General features: G+C 75.2%; 15 protein-coding genes. 13 read left to right on the top strand and 2 right to left on the bottom strand.

What is annotated here, in order from left to right; all coding sequences use genetic code 11:
- Positions 1 to 81: 81 nt before the first annotated feature.
- From KDL28_RS30015 to purL, 4 genes are read left to right on the top strand one after another with little or no spacing between them, the layout of a single operon-like run.
- Complete coding sequence (locus KDL28_RS30015; protein ID WP_252444050.1) at positions 82 to 1302, top strand: PP2C family protein-serine/threonine phosphatase; 1221 nt, start codon at positions 82 to 84, stop codon at positions 1300 to 1302.
- The gene (locus tag KDL28_RS30010) at positions 1299 to 2888 is read left to right on the top strand and encodes a sensor histidine kinase (RefSeq protein WP_252444048.1); all 1590 of its coding nucleotides are present in this window, start codon (positions 1299 to 1301) and stop codon (positions 2886 to 2888) included. The genes KDL28_RS30015 and KDL28_RS30010 overlap by 4 nt, the downstream gene beginning before the upstream one ends.
- Entirely contained in the window at positions 2885 to 3328 is a 444-nt protein-coding gene (locus KDL28_RS30005; protein ID WP_252444046.1) for a response regulator, read from the top strand. Before KDL28_RS30010 ends, KDL28_RS30005 begins: the two co-directional genes overlap by 4 nt.
- Positions 3329 to 3357: 29 nt before the next feature.
- Positions 3358 to 5682, top strand: a complete 2325-nt coding sequence (purL, locus tag KDL28_RS30000) for a phosphoribosylformylglycinamidine synthase subunit PurL (RefSeq protein WP_252444033.1) — start codon at positions 3358 to 3360, stop codon at positions 5680 to 5682.
- Positions 5683 to 5815: 133 nt separating this feature from the next.
- On the opposite strand, the gene KDL28_RS29995 is transcribed toward purL, so the two are convergent.
- Positions 5816 to 6532: a PASTA domain-containing protein gene (locus KDL28_RS29995; protein WP_252444031.1), complete on the bottom strand. Its 717-nt coding sequence runs from the start codon at positions 6530 to 6532 to the stop codon at positions 5816 to 5818.
- Between the two features lie 288 nt (positions 6533 to 6820).
- On the opposite strand from KDL28_RS29995, the gene KDL28_RS29990 reads away from it, so the two are divergent.
- The 5 genes from KDL28_RS29990 (at position 6821) to KDL28_RS29970 (ending at position 12656) form a co-directional block, all read left to right on the top strand.
- Positions 6821 to 7201 carry a sterol carrier family protein gene (locus KDL28_RS29990; protein ID WP_252444029.1) on the top strand — a complete coding sequence of 127 codons (381 nt, stop codon included), beginning with the start codon at positions 6821 to 6823 and terminating at the stop codon, positions 7199 to 7201.
- 120 nt (positions 7202 to 7321) lie between these two features.
- A complete protein-coding gene (locus KDL28_RS29985) occupies positions 7322 to 9598 on the top strand; it encodes a putative bifunctional diguanylate cyclase/phosphodiesterase (RefSeq protein WP_252444027.1) in 2277 nt (758 codons plus the stop codon).
- 25 nt (positions 9599 to 9623) lie between these two features.
- Positions 9624 to 11204, top strand: coding sequence for an amidophosphoribosyltransferase (gene purF / locus KDL28_RS29980; protein ID WP_256503002.1), 1581 nt, complete (start codon positions 9624 to 9626; stop codon positions 11202 to 11204).
- Between the two features lie 127 nt (positions 11205 to 11331).
- Positions 11332 to 12396, top strand: coding sequence for a phosphoribosylformylglycinamidine cyclo-ligase (gene purM, locus KDL28_RS29975; RefSeq protein ID WP_252444025.1), 1065 nt, complete (start codon positions 11332 to 11334; stop codon positions 12394 to 12396).
- Positions 12397 to 12416: 20 nt separating this feature from the next.
- The gene (locus KDL28_RS29970) at positions 12417 to 12656 is read left to right on the top strand and encodes a CPCC family cysteine-rich protein (protein WP_252444023.1); all 240 of its coding nucleotides are present in this window, start codon (positions 12417 to 12419) and stop codon (positions 12654 to 12656) included.
- On the opposite strand, the gene KDL28_RS29965 is transcribed toward KDL28_RS29970, so the two are convergent.
- Positions 12650 to 13324: an NUDIX hydrolase gene (locus tag KDL28_RS29965; protein ID WP_252444021.1), complete on the bottom strand. Its 675-nt coding sequence runs from the start codon at positions 13322 to 13324 to the stop codon at positions 12650 to 12652. The genes KDL28_RS29970 and KDL28_RS29965 overlap by 7 nt on opposite strands.
- Positions 13325 to 13426: 102 nt before the next feature.
- On the opposite strand from KDL28_RS29965, the gene KDL28_RS29960 reads away from it, so the two are divergent.
- The 4 genes from KDL28_RS29960 (at position 13427) to KDL28_RS29945 (ending at position 16629) form a co-directional block, all read left to right on the top strand.
- Positions 13427 to 14317 (top strand): arginase family protein, encoded by an 891-nt coding sequence (locus KDL28_RS29960; protein WP_252444019.1) that lies wholly within the window; start codon positions 13427 to 13429, stop codon positions 14315 to 14317.
- A 9-nt stretch (positions 14318 to 14326) separates the two neighbouring features.
- Positions 14327 to 15097 carry a DUF4184 family protein gene (locus KDL28_RS29955; RefSeq protein ID WP_252444017.1) on the top strand — a complete coding sequence of 257 codons (771 nt, stop codon included), beginning with the start codon at positions 14327 to 14329 and terminating at the stop codon, positions 15095 to 15097.
- Positions 15098 to 15386: 289 nt separating this feature from the next.
- Positions 15387 to 15926, top strand: a complete 540-nt coding sequence (locus tag KDL28_RS29950) for a hypothetical protein (RefSeq protein WP_252444015.1) — start codon at positions 15387 to 15389, stop codon at positions 15924 to 15926.
- A gap of 208 nt (positions 15927 to 16134) precedes the next feature.
- The gene (locus KDL28_RS29945) at positions 16135 to 16629 is read left to right on the top strand and encodes a hypothetical protein (protein ID WP_252444013.1); all 495 of its coding nucleotides are present in this window, start codon (positions 16135 to 16137) and stop codon (positions 16627 to 16629) included.
- Positions 16630 to 16683: the final 54 nt, after the last annotated feature.

Below are 16683 nucleotides of genomic sequence, written 5' to 3'. Positions count from 1 at the left end.
ACGGGCCACGGCGCGCGATCTAGGCTCCGTCGACCCGCACCGCGCCAACACGCGCGGAGCTCCCGAGGAGTACCCCCCGCGATGACCCCCACGGCGACCCGACCGGCCCCGGTCACGCCGCGCCACGTCCTGCTGGTCGAGGACGACCCGGCCGATGTGTTCCTGGTGCGCGAGCTGCTGGCCGAGGTCGATCCGGACCTCGTGGTCTCGGTGGCCGAGTCGGTCGCCGACGTCACCTCCGGCGGTCTGCTCGGTCGCTGCGACTGCGTCCTGCTCGACCTGAACCTGCCCGGCACCGACGGCCTGGAGGGCCTGCGCCAGATCCTGCGCGCCGACGACACCGCCGCCGTGTGCGTGCTGACCGGCCTGGACGACGAGTACCTCGGCACCGCGGCCGTCGCCGCGGGCGCGCAGGACTACCTGGTCAAGGGCAAGGTCGACGGCCAGGTGCTGATCCGCGCGGTGCGCTACGCCGTCGAGCGGCGCCGGGCGGAGGGCAGCCTGATGCGGCTGCGCGAGGAGCAGATGGCGGCCGCCGAGTCGGCCCGCCTGGAGCGCGGCCTGCTCCCCTCGCCGCTGCTGGCCGGCAGCCCGGTGCGGGCCCGCAACTACTACCGCGCCGGGCGCACCCGCTCGTTGATCGGCGGCGACTTCTTCGACGCCGTGCTGGGCGCGAACGGCACGGTGCACGCGATCATCGGCGACGTCTGCGGCCACGGCCCGGACGAGGCCGCGCTGGGCGCCCTGCTGCGGGTGTCGTGGCGGGCGCTGGTGCTGGCCGGCGTCGAGGAGTCGCAGGTGCTGCCGAAGCTGCAGCAGGTGCTGGTCAGCGAGCGGCACGACCGGTCGCTGTTCACCACGGTCTGCACGGTGGCGATCACGGTCGGGCCGTCGGGCGCCAGCGAGGCGCTGGTCCGGCTGGCCGGGCACCCGCCGCCGGTGTCGCTGCTGCCCGAGCCGACCGCCGCGGCCGCGCCGGTCGGGCTGCCGCTGGGCATCCTGCCCGAGGGGGAGTGGGAGCCGGCGACGGTGTCGCTGGACAAGGGGTGGGCGCTGCTGCTGCACACCGACGGACTGATCGAGGGCCGCGGGCCCGTCCCCGGCCAACCGCTGTGGGAGGAAGGGCTGCTCGACGTGCTCGCCGAGGAACGCAACACCGACCTGGAGGCGCTGCCTGCGCGACTGGTCGAGCGCGCCGTGGGCTTCAACGGCGGCCCGCTGGTCGACGACGTGGCCATCCTGCTGCTCTCCGCCGATGCCTCGCCCACCGACGCCGCGCAGACCGTCGCGGTGCACGCGTGACCGTCAGCCTGGAGCGCGAGCCCCGCCGCCGGGCCCTGCGCCACAACCGGTCCGGGGCCGCCGAGGAGCGCTGGCCGCTGTCGCGGATGTTCGGGGTCGGGGTCACGGCCGCCGCGCTCGTGGCGCTCATCGTGATCGGGCTCGGCGCGTTCGGGCTCTGGCAGCTCACGGAGGCCCGCGCGAGGCTGCTGGAGGTCGGCGGCCCGTCGACGCTGGCCGCCGAGCGGTTGACGGTGGCCCTGGTCAACCAGGAGACCGGCATCCGCGGCGCGCAGCTCTCCGGCGGTTCCCCTGAGTTCATCCTCCCCTACCGGGCCGGGGTCGAGGCCAGGCAGACCCAGACCGAGATCATCCGCCGGTTGTCCGGCGAGCCGGGCCAGGAGGCGATCCGCGACGCCCTCGACGGGGTCGAGGCCGGGATCACGCGGTGGCGGGTGGAGTACGCCGAGCCGGTCATCGCCGGGGTCTCGCCCCCGGTGGAGCAGGGCCGTGCGCAGTTCGAGGAGGTGCGCACCGACCTGCACAGGCTGACCGACGCGCTGGCCGTCCAGCAGCAGGGCCTGCGCGCCGGGCTCAACGACTCGGCGTCGTTCCTGATCTGGATCGGCATCGCGATCGTGGTGCTGCTGGCGTCGTTCCTGGTGATCACCGGGATCGGGTTGCGCCGCACGGTGCTGCGCCCGGTCGCCGAGCTCGCGGGCGAGGTGCGCGAGGTCGTGTCCGGCAACGTGCAGCGCGAGGTCCGCGCCGACGGCCCGCGCGAGATCGTCCAGCTCGGCGAGGACGTCGAGGCGATGCGCCGGCACATCCTCAACGACCTGATCGACGCCAAGTCGGTCAACCGGCGCCTCGACGAGCAGGCCCGCGACCTGGAGCGCTCGAACCGCGACCTCGAGCAGTTCGCCTACGTGGCCAGCCACGACCTGCAGGAACCGCTGCGCAAGGTGTCCAGCTTCTGCCAGCTGCTGCAGCGCCGCTACGGCGGGCAGCTCGACGAGCGGGCCGACCAGTACATCGAGTTCGCCGTGGACGGCGCCCAGCGGATGCAGCGCCTGATCAACGACCTGCTGTCGTTCTCCCGGGTGGGCCGCACCACCGAGGCGTTCGAGCGGGTCGACCTGGCCACGGTCGCGAAGTCGGCGGCCGCCCAGCTCGACGGCCTGCGCGAGCAGGCCGGGGGGACGTTCGAGATCGGGGAGCTGCCCGAGGTCCGCGGCGACCGGGCGCTGCTGCAGCAGCTGCTGGTCAACCTGATGGGCAACGGCCTGAAGTTCCACCGCGACGGCGTGCCACCGGTCGTGCGCGTGGACGCCGAGCGCGTCGGCGACAACTGGGAGATCAGCGTCGCCGACAACGGCATCGGCATCGAGCCGGAGTACGCCGAGAAGGTCTTCGTGATCTTCCAGCGGCTGCACGGCCGCGACCGCTACCCCGGCACGGGCATCGGCCTGGCCCTGGCCAAGAAGATCGTCGAGTTCCACGGCGGACGCATCGGGCTCGACTCGCGCAGCGGGTCCGAGCCGGGGGCGAGGATCCGCTTCGCCCTGCCCGCCGACCCGACCGACTCCGAAGAGGAGACCGCGTGACCGACCCCCAGCCCCGCATCATCAACGTGCTGCTCGTCGAGGACGACCCCGGCGACGTGCTGATGACCCGGGAGGCGTTCGACGAGTACCTGCACAACCGCCTCGACGTCGTCACCGACGGCGCCGACGCGCTGTCCTACCTGCGCCAGGAGGGGCAGTACTCGGACGTCCCGCGGCCCGACCTGATCCTGCTCGACCTCAACCTGCCCAAGCGCGACGGGCGCGAGGTGCTGCAGGAGGTCAAGGACGACCCGGACCTGCGCCACATCCCGGTCATCGTGCTCACCACCTCGCAGGCGGAGGAGGACGTGCTGCGCAGCTACCAGCTGCACGCCAACGCCTACGTCACCAAGCCGGTGGACTTCGAGGGCTTCATCGAGGCGATCAAGCAGATCGACCACTTCTTCGTCAGCGTCGTGCAGCTGCCCGGCAAGTCCTGATCCGGGCGCCCGCCGTAGGCTGGGATGTCGTGACGTCCAGCGCCACCACCCCGGCCACCCCCGCCCCCGCCGTCGGTACCGACACCGTCGAGCGCGCCGCGGCCACTCCCGACCAGGTCCAACCGCACCGCGAGCTCGGTCTGAAGGACGACGAGTACGCCCGCATCCGGGAGATCCTCGGCCGCCGACCGACCGACGCCGAGCTGGCGATGTACGCGGTCATGTGGAGCGAGCACTGCTCCTACAAGTCCTCCAAGGTCCACCTGCGCTACTTCGGCGAGACCACCACCGACGAGATGCGCGGCCGGATGCTCGCCGGCATCGGCGAGAACGCCGGTGTCGTCGACATCGGCGACGGCTGGGCGGTCACCTTCAAGGTCGAGTCGCACAACCACCCGTCCTACGTGGAGCCCTACCAGGGCGCGGCGACCGGCGTCGGCGGCATCGTGCGCGACATCATGGCGATGGGCGCGCGCCCGGTGGCGGTGGCCGACTCGCTGCGCTTCGGCGCGGCCGACGCCCCCGACACCCGCCGCGTGCTGCCCGGCGTGGTCGCCGGGGTCGGCGGCTACGGCAACTCGCTCGGGCTGCCCAACGTCGGCGGCGAGGTCGTGTTCGACCGGAGCTACGCGGGCAACCCGCTGGTCAACGCGCTGTGCGTGGGCGCGATGCGCACCGAGGACCTGCACCTGGCGTTCGCCTCCGGTACCGGCAACAAGATCATCCTGTTCGGCGCGCGCACCGGCCTGGACGGCATCGGCGGGGTGTCGGTGCTGGCCAGCGACACCTTCAGCGGCGACGAGACCAGCGCGGGCCGCAAGAAGCTGCCCAGCGTTCAGGTCGGCGACCCGTTCACCGAGAAGGTGCTCATCGAGTGCTGCCTGGAGCTGTTCCGGGCCGGGCTGGTGGTCGGCATCCAGGACCTCGGCGGCGCCGGGCTGTCCTGCGCCACCAGCGAGCTGGCCAGCGCGGGCGACGGCGGCATGCGCGTCGAGCTCGACGCGGTGCCGCTGCGCGCCTCCGGCATGACCCCCGCGGAGGTCCTGTCCAGCGAGTCCCAGGAGCGCATGTGCGCCGTGGTCCGCCCGCAGGACGTCGAGGCGTTCCTCGCGGTGTGCCGCAAGTGGGACACGCTGGCCACGGTGATCGGCGAGGTCACCGACGGCGACCACCTGGTGATCACCTGGCACGGCGAGACCGTCGTCGACGTGGCGCCGCGCACGGTCGCCCACGACGGCCCGGTCTACCAGCGCCCGGTGCTGCGCTCGGAGTCCCAGGACGCGCTGACGGCCGACACGCCCGACCGGCTCGCCCGCCCGGCGGGCCCGGCCGAGCTGCGCGCCGAGGTGCTGCGCATGGTGGCCAGCCCGAACCTGTGCAGCCGGGCCTGGGTCACCGACCAGTACGACCGCTACGTCATGGGCAACACCGCCGCCGCCCAGCCCGCCGACGCCGGGGTGGTGCGCATCGACGAGGAGACCGGCCGCGGCATCGCGGTCGCCACGGACTGCAACTCCCGCTTCGTCGCGCTCGACCCCTACCTCGGCGCCCAGCTCGCGCTGGCCGAGGCCGGGCGCAACGTGGCCACCAGCGGCGCCCGCCCGCTCGCCGTCACCGACTGCCTGAACTTCGGCTCGCCGGAGGACCCGCACGTCATGTGGCAGTTCGAGCAGGCCGTGCGGGGCCTGGCCGACGGCTGCGCCCGGCTGGGCATCCCGGTCACCGGCGGCAACGTCAGCTTCTACAACCAGACCGGCGTGCAGCCGATCCTGCCTACCCCGCTGGTCGGGGTCCTGGGCGTGATCGACGACGTGGCCCTGCGGGTGCCCAGCGGCTTCCGCCGCGCGGGCGACGCCGTCGTGCTGCTCGGCGACACCCGCGACGAGCTCGGCGGCAGCGAGTGGACCGCCGTAGCGCACGGCCACCTCGGCGGCCGCCCGCCCGCGGTCGACCTGGACGCGGAGCAGGCGCTGTGGGGCCTGCTCGCCGACGCCGCGGAGCGCCGCCTGCTGGCCGGCTCGCACGACCTCTCCGACGGCGGCCTGGCCCAGGCCCTGGTCGAGGCGTGCCTGGTCGGCGGGCACGGCGCCGAGGTCGCGCTGCCCGAGGGCGTCGACCCGTTCGTCGCGCTGTTCGCGGAGTCGGCAGGGCGCGTGCTGGTCGCGGTGGCCCCCGACGACCTGCCCGCCGTCCTGGAGCTGGCCGGGGCGGCCGGTGTGCCGGCCGCCCGCCTCGGGACGACCGGCGGGGAGGCGCTCACCATCGGCGAGCTCGCGCCGCTCCCGCTGATCGACCTGCGCCGGGCGTTCGAGGGCACCCTGCCGGCGCTCTTCGGCGCCGTCGTCCCCTCCTGACCCCCGCCCCCGGAAGTTCAGGAAGGCCACCTTCAGGTCCTGTGCGGGCAGGAAGGTGGCCTTCCTGACCCGCGGAGTTCAGGAAGGCCACCTTCCTGAACCCGGCGGGGGCCGGGGACGGGCGGGACGCGGATCAGGCCCCTTGCCAGCGGTTGCGGCCGTCGGAGGCGGGGCCGCAGACCATCGGCTTGCCCTTGCTGGACACGCCGGTGGCGCCGCCGGGACTGCAGAACGAGCCGCCGCGCACGGTCCCGGCCGAGCCGCCGCCTCCGGAACCGGCGTCGGAGTCGTCGGAGTCGGCGGGGTCGGCGGCGGGGGGCGGGTCGGCCCGCTCGGGCTCGGGCTCCGGGGCCGGTTCCGGGTCGGGCTCGGGCTCCGGCGCGGGCTCGGGCTCCGGCTCGGGCTTCGGCGCCGGCTTGGGCGCGGGCTTCGGGGCCGGCGCGGCCGCCGCGGGCGTCGTGGTCGGTGCGGCCGACGTGGTCGGCGCGGTGGTCGGCGCGGCGCCCGGGCAGACCTCGTCGGTCCCCACGACGCCGAGCTCGACCTCGGTGCCCGCCGCGGCCGGGCCCGGGCCGGGGTCCTGGGTGCACACCGTCCAATCGGAGTCGACGGCTATCCGCCGGTCGCGCAGCAGGTCGCTCGGCTCGGCCGGGAACCCGGCGGTCAGCAGGGTGGCGCGGGCGCGGTCGAGCGGGTCGTCGACCACGTCGGGCACGGTGGGGCCCGCCGCGGCGGCGGGCTGCACGGCGACCGGGGCCTCGGCGGCCGCACCGGCCCCGCAGCCGGTGAGCACCGCGGCGGTGAGCAGGGCCGCGGCGAGGCGGCCGGGGCGCGCGGGGGACGGGGTCATCGGGGTGTCCTTCCACGGGTCGCCGCGGCGTCGCGGCGACGGGGAGCGGGGTGGGTGGGCCCGCGGGGAGTGCGTCGGTGCGGGTCGGGCGGGTGCTACGGCCAGGTGGGGCGGGCGCATGGATCGTGATGCGGTCGCGACCAGCGCGGCGCACACGGCGGATGCGGTGCGGCGGAACGGCGCAGCCGCGCTCCCGCCCGAGCTGGCCGGCCCAGCGGTCCTTCCGCCCAGCGGGTCAGGGGCGGCGACGCCGTGGCGACGGCTCGCGGCTGGAGTAGCGTCCCGCCGGTGGCGCGGCGCAGCGGGGGACCGGGCAGCGACCCGGAGGGGCAGCAGGACCTGGCGGCGGTGCTCGCCTGGCTCGACGGGGGTCCGGAGCCGGAGCGGCCGTTGCTGAAGGCCGCGGTCAAGGAGAGCCTGTCCGCGCTGGTCGAGCGGGCGCCGGGGCGCAGCGTGGAAGTCCGGGTGCCGCCGTTCGGCGCTGTTCAGTGCATCGAAGGGCCTCGGCACACCCGGGGTACCCCGCCCAATGTGGTGGAGACCGATCCGCGTACCTGGTTGGGGCTCGTCACTGGCGTGGGGAGCTGGGACGATGCCCAGGCCAGTGGCCGACTGGCGGCATCCGGGAGCCGGGCGGGCGAGGTCGCCGGCCTGCTCCCGCTGCTGTGACCGCAACACTCGGCGGGGTGAACACGACCTCCCCGCAGTGGCGCAAACACCGTCGGGCGCGGACCATTGAGCCGATCAGTGCCCGATAGAACCGAACGGGTGACGGGAGGGGGTGCCGACATGGCACCACGGAGCCTGTCCGGGCCGGTCGGTCTGCCAGGGGACGGCAGGTCCGGGACGGCCCGGCGTCGCGCCGCCGACCAGGCCGACGCCGAACCCCTCCACCGCCTCGCCGCCCGCTGGGCCCGCCTGGCCCCCGGCGACGACCCGCGCGTCGTCGGCTGCCTGGCCGGGGTGCTGGGTCGACTGGCCGCCATGGTGGGCACCGAGCCGTTCTGGCCGTTCGCCGCCCGCTCCCTGGGCGCCGAGCTGGCCGGCGGCGGCCTGTGCGGCCCGCCGGAGCCCGGGAGGCGGCGGGTCGAGCACGCCGAGCGCATCGCCGGGTCGAGCCGGCGGCTGCTGCGCAACGGGGCCGCCGCGCTGGGGGTCGTCGGGCCCGCGGCCGAGCGCAGGCTCGCGGTCGCCGTCGACGAGATGATGGCCGGGCTGATCGACGGGCTGCAGCGCCGCGACCGGTCCGACGAGGACGACCCCGGCGTCGCGCACGACCCACGGCGCGACTCCTCCACCTACATCGCCCTGGCCCCGCGCCTGTCGTCCGCGGCGTCCGGGGAGGCGGGCGCCGACCCCGCCGACGTCGAGCCCATGCTGCGCTCGATCACCGACCGCGGGCTGCGCGCCGCCTACGAGCAGACGGCCGTGGGCTGCGGCGTCGCCGAGCTCGACGGCGTGCTGGTCGACCTGAACCCGGCGCTGGCCCGGATGTTCGGCCTCACCGACGAGCTGGCCGAGCCGCGGCCCCTCTCCGACTTCGTGCACCCCGACGACCTCGCCGACCTCGTCGACCGGCTCCAGCGGCTGATGCGCGAGGAGAGCGAGGTCCTGCGCATCGAGTTGCGGCTGCTGCGCTACGACGGCGGCGCCTTCTGGGCGCACGTCACCGCGTCCCGCGTGCTGGACGGCGCAGGGCGCCCGTCCTACCTCCTGATCGTCGTCGAGGACGTCAGCGAGCGGCACCGGCTGCGCTCCCGCCTGGAGGAGGCCACCTACCAGGACCAGCTCACCCGGCTGCCCAACCGGACCGTCGCCGAGCAGTGGCTGCACCGCGCGGTCGGCTCGCGGGGGCCGGGCCGCGTCGGCGTGTGCACGCTGGACCTCGACGGCTTCCACCTGGTCAACGAGGCGCACGGCCAGCAGGTGGGCGACCGGCTCCTGCTCGCGGTGGCCGGCAGGCTGCAGGTCGCGGCGACCGAGCACCTGGTCACCCGCACCGGTTCCGACGAGTTCACCGTGCTCGTGGCCGACCCGGACGGCGTGGGCGAGGTGGCGCGGCTGGCCGACCGACTGCTGTCGACGATCGCCATGCCCTTCACCATCAACGGCGTCACGATCTCGGTGACCACCAGCATCGGCGTGGCCGAGGGCGACACCCACCAGACCTGCGCCGAGGAGTTCCTGCGCAGCTCGGACGTGGCCCGGATGTGGGCCAAGAAGCTCGGCGGCGGGCGCGCGGTGGTGTTCGACCCGGAGCGCGACGCCGCCGAGTCGGCCCGGTTCGCGCTGCTGTCGGGCATGCGCGGGGCGATCGGGCGCGGGGAGTTCCGGTTGGTGTTCCAGCCGCTGGTCCGGCTGTCCGACCGCAGGCTGCGCGGGGCCGAGGCGCTCGTCCGCTGGCAGCACCCCGAGCAGGGGCTGCTCAGCCCGGCCCGGTTCATCCAGCTCGCCGAGTACAGCGGGGCCATCGTGCCGCTGGGCCGGTGGATCCTGGAGGCGGCCTGCGAGCGGGCCGCGGGCTGGTGGCGGGAGCTGGGCCCGCAGGCCCCGTACGTGAGCGTGAACGTCTCGCCGGTGCAGCTGGCCGAGCCGGGCTGGCTGGGCGACGTCAAGGAGGTCCTGGAGAGCACGGGCCTGCCGGCGGAGCAGTTGCAGTTGGAGATCACCGAGCAGGCGGTGCTCGGGGAGGACGCCGCCCCGCTGGACGCGCTCGCTTCGCTGCGCGCGGCCGGTGTGCGCCTCGCCCTGGACGACTTCGGCACCGGCTACTCGAGCCTGGCCTGGCTGCGCCGGCTGCCGGTGCACGCGCTGAAGATCGACGGCTCGTTCATCGAGGGCCTGCGCAACCCCGACCCCGACCCCACCGACTCGTCCATCGTGCGCGCGTTGATCGGAATGGCGCACGCGCTCGGGCTCGAGGTGACGGCCGAATGGGTGCAGACGGGCGTCCAGGCGGAGCGGCTCATCGAGCTCGGCTGCGACTACGGCCAGGGCGAGCATTTCGGTGAGGCAGGTCCCGGAGAGTGGGTTCCGGAGTTGTACCGGCGTAGCATCGGCGGTTGAACTGCCGTCTGCCGAGGAGCGCGTGTTGGGTTCCCACCGGAACGAGCCCCCCACCGACGACATCCCCGACGACCCCCCGGACGCTCCCACCGACGACGGCCCCCGCGAGGAATGCGGCGTCTTCGGGGTGTGGGCGCCCGGCGAGGACGTCGCCAACCTGACCTACTACGGCCTCTACGCCCTGCAGCACCGCGGCCAGGAGGCGGCGGGCATCGCCGTGTCCGACGGCAGGCGGATGGTCGTGTTCAAGGACCTCGGCCTGGTCAGCCAGGTCTTCGACGAGCAGGTGCTGGCCGGGCTGAAGGGCCACATCGCCGTCGGGCACTGCCGCTACTCGACCACCGGGTCCACCACGTGGGAGAACGCCCAGCCCACGTTCCGCACCACCGCCGCGGGCAGCGGGATCGCCCTGGGCCACAACGGCAACCTGGTCAACACCGCCGAGCTGCGCGACGAGGTCGCCGCGCTGCGCGGTTCCGGTGCCTCCGGGCGCGACGCGCTGGCCGCCACCACCGACTCCGACCTGGTCACCGAGCTGATCGCGGCCACCGCGGCCGACATCGGGGTGGAGGAGGCCGCGATGCGGCTGCTGCCCCGGGTGCGCGGGGCGTTCTCGCTGGTCTTCGCCGACGAGCAGACGCTCTACGCCGCGCGCGACCCGCACGGCGTTCGCCCGCTCGTGCTGGGCAGGCTCGACCGCGGCTGGGTGATCGCCAGCGAGACGGCCGCGCTGGACATCGTGGGCGCCTCGATGGTCCGCGAGGTCGAGCCGGGCGAGCTGCTCGCCGTCGACGCCGACGGCCTGCGCAGCTCGCGCTTCGCCGCGCCGGAGCCCAAGGGCTGCGTGTTCGAGTTCGTCTACCTGGCCCGCCCGGACACCACGATCTCCGGCCGCTCGCTGCACGCCGCCCGGGTGGAGATCGGGCGCAGGCTGGCCGGCGAGCACCCCGTGGAGGCCGACCTGGTCATCCCGGTGCCGGAGTCGGGCACCCCCGCCGCCATCGGCTACGCGCAGGGCTCGGGCATCCCCTACGGCCAGGGCCTGGTCAAGAACGCCTACGTCGGGCGGACGTTCATCCAGCCCTCGCAGACGATCCGCCAGCTCGGCATCCGGCTCAAGCTCAACCCGCTGCGCGAGGTCATCCGCGGCAAGCGGCTGGTCGTGGTGGACGACTCCATCGTGCGCGGCAACACCCAGCGCGCGCTGGTGCGGATGCTGCGCGAGTCGGGCGCGCTGGAGGTGCACGTGCGCATCGCCTCGCCACCGGTGCGCTGGCCGTGCTTCTACGGCATCGACTTCGCCACCCGCGCCGAGCTGCTGGCCGGCTCGCTGGACACCGAGGGCGTGCGCCGCTCGATCGGCTCGGACTCGCTGGGCTACATCTCGCTGGCCGGGCTGGTCGCCGCGACCGAGCAGCCGCGCACCCGGCTGTGCTCGGCCTGCTTCGACGGCGAGTACCCCATCCCGCTGCCCGACGAGGCCCGGCTGGGCAAGCACCTGCTGGAGCTGGAGCCGGTGGCTCCCGGGGTGTCCGGGGCGGCTTCCGGCGATCCCGGGCCGCTGGCGGTCGGATACGGTGCCCCAGACGCGTTAGGGCGCCCCTGACCGGGGTATCCACGCCGACCCCCGCCCCGTCGAAGGACACCCCTGCGCGCCACAGCGCGACCGGAAGCCGACCCAGGAGCGTCAGACAACCATGCTGCCGAGCAGTGCGAACCCCGACGGAGCCGCGATGAGCTACGCCGCGGCGGGGGTCGACGTCGATGCGGGCGAGCGCGCCGTGGACGCGCTGCGCCCGTACGCCGAGAAGGCGAACCGCCCCGAGGTGCTGGGGGGTATCGGCGGGTTCGCCGGGCTGTTCGCGCTGCGCTCGGGCCGCTACACCGACCCGGTGCTGGCCGCCTCGACCGACGGCGTCGGCACGAAGCTCGCCGTCGCGCAGGCGGTCGACAAGCACGACACCATCGGCCTCGACCTGGTCGCCATGGTCGTCGACGACCTGGTGGTGTGCGGGGCCGAGCCGCTGTTCCTGCAGGACTACATCGCCGTCGGCCGGCTGGTGCCCGAGCAGATCGCGATGATCGTCAAGGGCATCGCGGAGGGCTGCCAGCAGGCGGGCTGCGCGCTGCTGGGCGGGGAGACCGCCGAGCACCCGGGGCTGATGGAGGACGGCGGCTACGACCTGTCCGCCACCGGTGTGGGCATCGTCGAGGCCGACAAGGTGCTGCGCCCGGAGCGGGTCCGCTCGGGCGACGTGCTGGTCGCGATGGGCGCCTCCGGCCTGCACTCCAACGGCTACTCGCTGGCCCGCAAGGTGCTGCTGGAGATCGCCCGGATGCCGCTGGGCGGGCACGTGGAGGAGTTCGGGCACACCCTCGGCGAGGAGCTGTTGGTGCCCACCCGCATCTACGCCAAGGACTGCCTCGCGCTGGCCGCCGAGACCAGCGTCCGCACGTTCTCCCACATCACCGGCGGTGGGCTGGCCCGCAACCTGGAGCGGGTGCTGCCCCAGGGCATGGAAGCCGTCGTCGAGCGCGGCACCTGGACCCCGGCCCCGGTGTTCAAGCTGATCGCCTCCTTGGGCCGCGTGGAGCGCGCGGAGATGGAGAAGACGTTCAACATGGGCGTCGGGATGGTCGCCGTGCTGCCCGCCGACGACGTCGACCGCGCCCTCGCCGTGCTCACCGCCCGCCACGTCCCGGCGTGGGTGCTGGGCCAGGTGCGGCGCGCGGAGTCCCCGGGCGACGGCGGGCCCGGCTCGCGGGTGCGCCTGGAGGGCGACCACCCCCGCTTCTGAGCCCCGCTCCCGATCCCGCCGTGAGCGCGCCCGCCCCCTGCCCGGTCTGCGGCTGCCTGACCCTGCGCGGCGGCCCGTTCGACGTGTGCCGGGTGTGCTTCTGGGAGGACGACGGCGTGCGCGACCCGCGGGTCGTCAGCGTCGCGAACCGGATCACCCTGGTCGAGGCCCGGGCCAACTACGCCGCCTTCGAGGCGTGCGACCGGCGGGTGCTGCACCTCGTCCGCCCGCCGCTGCCCGGCGAGCGGCCCGCTCACTGAGCGGGCGGCTCCCGCAGCATCGGCGGGTGCAGCACGGTCGCCGGGCCGCGCTTGAACAGCTGGGCCGGGCGCCCGCGGCCGCTGGAGGTGCGCTCCTCGGTGGGCAGCAGGAAGCCGGGGGTCGAGGTGACCTTGCGGTTGAAGTTGCGCGGGTCGATCTCGACCCCCCACACCGCCTCGTAGACGCGGCGCAGCTGGGTGACCGTCATCGGCTCCGGGCAGAACGACGCGGCGAGCGTCGTGTACTCCAGCTTGGCCCGGGCCCGTTCGACGCCGTCGGTCAGGATCACGGCGTGGTCGAAGGCCAGCGGCCCGGTCTCCTCGACCGGGGACCAGTGCCCGCCGACCGGGGTGGTGTCGAGGCTGCCCGCCGGGACGAGCGCGAGGTGCCCGACGCCGAGCACCCGCCCGCGCGGGTCGCGGTCGGGCGCGGCGTAGCTACCCAGCTGCTCGAGGTGGTGGCCGGGCAGCGCGAGGCCGGTGCCCTCGGCCAGCTCCCGGGCGGCGGTCTCGAGCAGGTCCTCCTGGGGGCGCACGAACCCCCCGGGCAGCGCCAGCTCACCGGCGTGCGGCGCCATCTCCCGGCGCACCAGCAGCACCTGCAGCCGCCCGTCGCGCACGGTCAGGACGACCAGCTCGACGGTCACCGCGAAGACGTTCCCGCGCACGGTCCCCCTCCGCCTTGTCGTCAGCGTGACGCTATCGAGCGTGCTGTCGGGGTCGTCCGGCAGGGTGGGCCACGCCGCCGTCCCCGATCCAGGAGTACCGCCATGCCCCGGCCGATCGGCCTGCTCGGCGTCCCGTCCAGCGCGGGCGCGAAGACCCCCGGCATCGAGAAGGCGGTGCCCGCGCTGCGCGCCGCCGGCCTGGTGCCGCGGCTGGCCGCGGCGGGCCTCGACGTCGTCGACCACGGCGACCTGCCCACCGAGCGCTGGCGCCCCGACCCGGCCAACCCGCGCGGCCAGAACCCCGGCCGGGTCGCCGCGGTGGCCGCCGCGCTGCGCGAGCGCCTCGCCCCCGTGCTCGCCGCGGGCCACGTCCCGCTGGTGGTCGGCGGCGACTGCACCGTCACCGTCGGCGCGGTCGCCGCGTGCGACCCCGCCACCACGCTGGTCTACGTCGACGGCGGCGTCGACACCTACACCCCGGCCACCAACGACGAGGGCAACCTCGACTCGATGGGCGTCGCGCACCTGCTCGACGTCGAGGGCGCCACCGCGCTGGCCGGGATCGGCCCGCGCCGCCCCCTGCTGCCGCCCGAGCAGGTGGTCTTCTTCGGCGTCGACCCCGCCCGCACCGACGATGTGGAGATGGACGTCCCGCGCCGGCACGCGATCACCCTCACCCCGGCCGACGAGGTGCACGGGCGGCCCGCCGCGGCCGCCGCCGACACCCTGGCCGCGCTCGCGGCCCCGCACCGATCGTTCCTCGTCCACCTCGACGTCGACGTGATCGACTTCCTGGACCTGCCGGTGGCCGACGTGCCCTCGGTCGGCTTCGGGCTCAGCGCCGCCGACACCTTCGCCGCGCTGGGCGTGTTCTGCGCCGACCCGGGCTTCGCCGGGCTCGTCGTCACCGAGGTCAACCCCGACCACGCCGACGCCGCCGACCTCGACCGCCTCCTCGACGGCCTGGTGGGCGCGCTCGCCGGGACGCGCTGAGCCGGGCGCGTGCCGTTCACCGGGAGCCATCCCGCGGCCGTGCTGCCGCTGCTGCGCACGCCGCTGCCGGCGTCCGCGCTCGTCATCGGCAGCATCGCCCCGGACGTGCCGTACTTCCTGTTCGGGCGGCCGGCGTGGACGACGCACACCGCGCTCGCCGTCGTCACCGCCGACCTGCTGATCGGCGTGGTGGTCTGGCTGCTGTGGCACGGGGTGCTCGCCGGTCCCGCGCTGGCCGCCGCCCCGGCCGCGCTGCGGGCCCGGCTGGTCGGCCGGGTCCGGGCCGGCGTCCGGGCGCGGCTGGGGTCGGTCCGGCTCGCGGTGCTGACCGTCCTGGCGCTGGTCGTCGGGGCCGGGACGCACGTGCTGTGGGACGAGTTCACCCACGCCGAGGGGTGGGGGCCGGCGCACCTGGGCGTGCTGCGGCTGTCCGCTGGCGGCCTGCCCGGCTACGGCTGGGCCCAGTACGGCAGCGGCGTGCTCGGGGCGCTGGCCATCGCCTGCTGGACGCGCGGGTGGTGGAGGCGCACGCCGGCGCGGCCGGTGGCGGCGTCGGGGCCGGTGGCGCGCTGGGTGTGGCCCGGGCTGGTGGCCCTGGCCGTGGTGGTGGGCGTGCTCGCCGCGATCGGCCGCCCGGACCTCGGTTCGGCGGGCTTCGCCGGGGCGACCCGCGGTGGGTCGGCCGCCGGGGCGGCCGCCCTGCTGCTCGCCGCTGGATGGCACGTCCGCCGGCTCCGGCGCCCGCGGGCGGACGTCCGGCGCGTCGGTGCGCCGGGCTGACGGAAATCAGCGGCGATAACCGGAGGACCTGATACCAGCGAACGCTTACCGCTCGGTAAGCGGTCGACCGGTGGTCGCTGAACGGTCCCCGGCGCGCTGCCTCGGCGGTTGGTGCCGATTCCCCGGATGTGCCCTCTGAGCAGCGGGTACGGTGGCGCTCCGAATGGGTGGGCCGGCCTCGTAGTCGTCGGTCCGGTGGTGTCTGCCGGATGCGGACAGGACCGACGATCGGGCATTCGCCGTGCCGATACTCGGAATGCCGCACCGGCCTCGGGGGAGAGGTCGGGGAATGGGGTTCGACGCGGTCCGCGGTGAGTCGTGGGCGGTGGCGGTGGCGGTGGTGCTGGTGGCGGTCGGCGCCCTCGCCGGGTGCGGGTGGCCGCCCGGGTCACCGGCCGGTGGCGGCCTGCCCGAGGCGGGCGGCGCCCCGGCGGGCACCTGCGAGCGCTACGCCACCCGCCAGGAGGTCGAGGTCGACCTGGGTGTGACCGTCCCCGACGTGCACGGCGAGCCCGCCGACTGCGTCTTCGAGCTCGGCCACGGGGAGGCGGTGCGCATCAGCGTCGACGGCGACGGGCTGCTCGGCGCCGGGGGCGGCATCGACGCCCCCGGGGCCGTGGCGGTGACCGGCCTGGGCGACCGGGCCGTGTTCACCCCGACCACCGACGGCGGCGCGCCGCTGCGGCCGGGCGCGGCGCTGCGGGTGCAGGTCGGCCCGGGGATCGTGGCCGTCGTGCTGACCCACTCGACCGACGCGGTCAGCCCGGTCGTCGGCGACGTGCGCGCCCGGCTGACCGCGCTGGCCGGCCGGGTGCTCGCCCGGCTCTGACCAGCGGGGCGGACGTCGTGCTCCCGGCCGAGCCGGTCGTCCGCGGCACGACCGCCCCACCTCGCACCCCCGGGCGGGCTTGATCCGGATGCCGCGCCGGTGGGCCCGAGCGCGCCGCACCGATCAGCCGAACGACCCCTGGGCCGGCGGGCGCCGGGATGCTGTACTCAGCGCGCGACGCTCGGGGGGCTCGGCGCGGGGGCGGGGGATGGGACGGCGGATCGCGATCTCGCTGGTGGTTGCGGCGACGGCGGTGCTGGCGGGGTGCGGGTCGCCGTCCATCCCTGGAGCGGCGGCGCTGCAGGTGCCGCCCGGGTGCGAGCGCTACCTGACCGTCGCCGACGTCGAGGAGGCCATGGGCCGCCCGGTGCGGGCGGTGCTCAGCGAGAACGGCGAGGACTGCCGGTTCCAGCTCGGCGAGCCGGCGGCCGAGGAGTCCGTGGCGATCATCGTCGACATCGCGCCGGGCTCCCCCGACCTACCCGGCCTGCGGGCGGTCGACCTGGACAACCTGCCTCCGCACGGCCCCCGGATCAGCCCCTACTACGAGGTCCTCGACGGCCGCGAGACGCTGCTCGCGCTGTCCGGGGTGTCCTTCTACAAGCTCGTCGCCACCTCCCGCTCGACGACCGCGGGCACCGCGGCCACCGGCCTGCGCCCGAGCATGGTGGCCATGGCGAAGAAGGTCGCGACCCGGCTCTGACCCCGCCCTCGACCACCCGTCGAGAACGAACCTGTTGTCGATGTGAGCGCGCAC

The organism is Pseudonocardia humida, from assembly GCF_023898865.1.
Lineage (GTDB): Bacteria > Actinomycetota > Actinomycetes > Mycobacteriales > Pseudonocardiaceae > Pseudonocardia > Pseudonocardia humida.
This window is presented reverse-complemented; position numbering and strand designations above follow the sequence as displayed.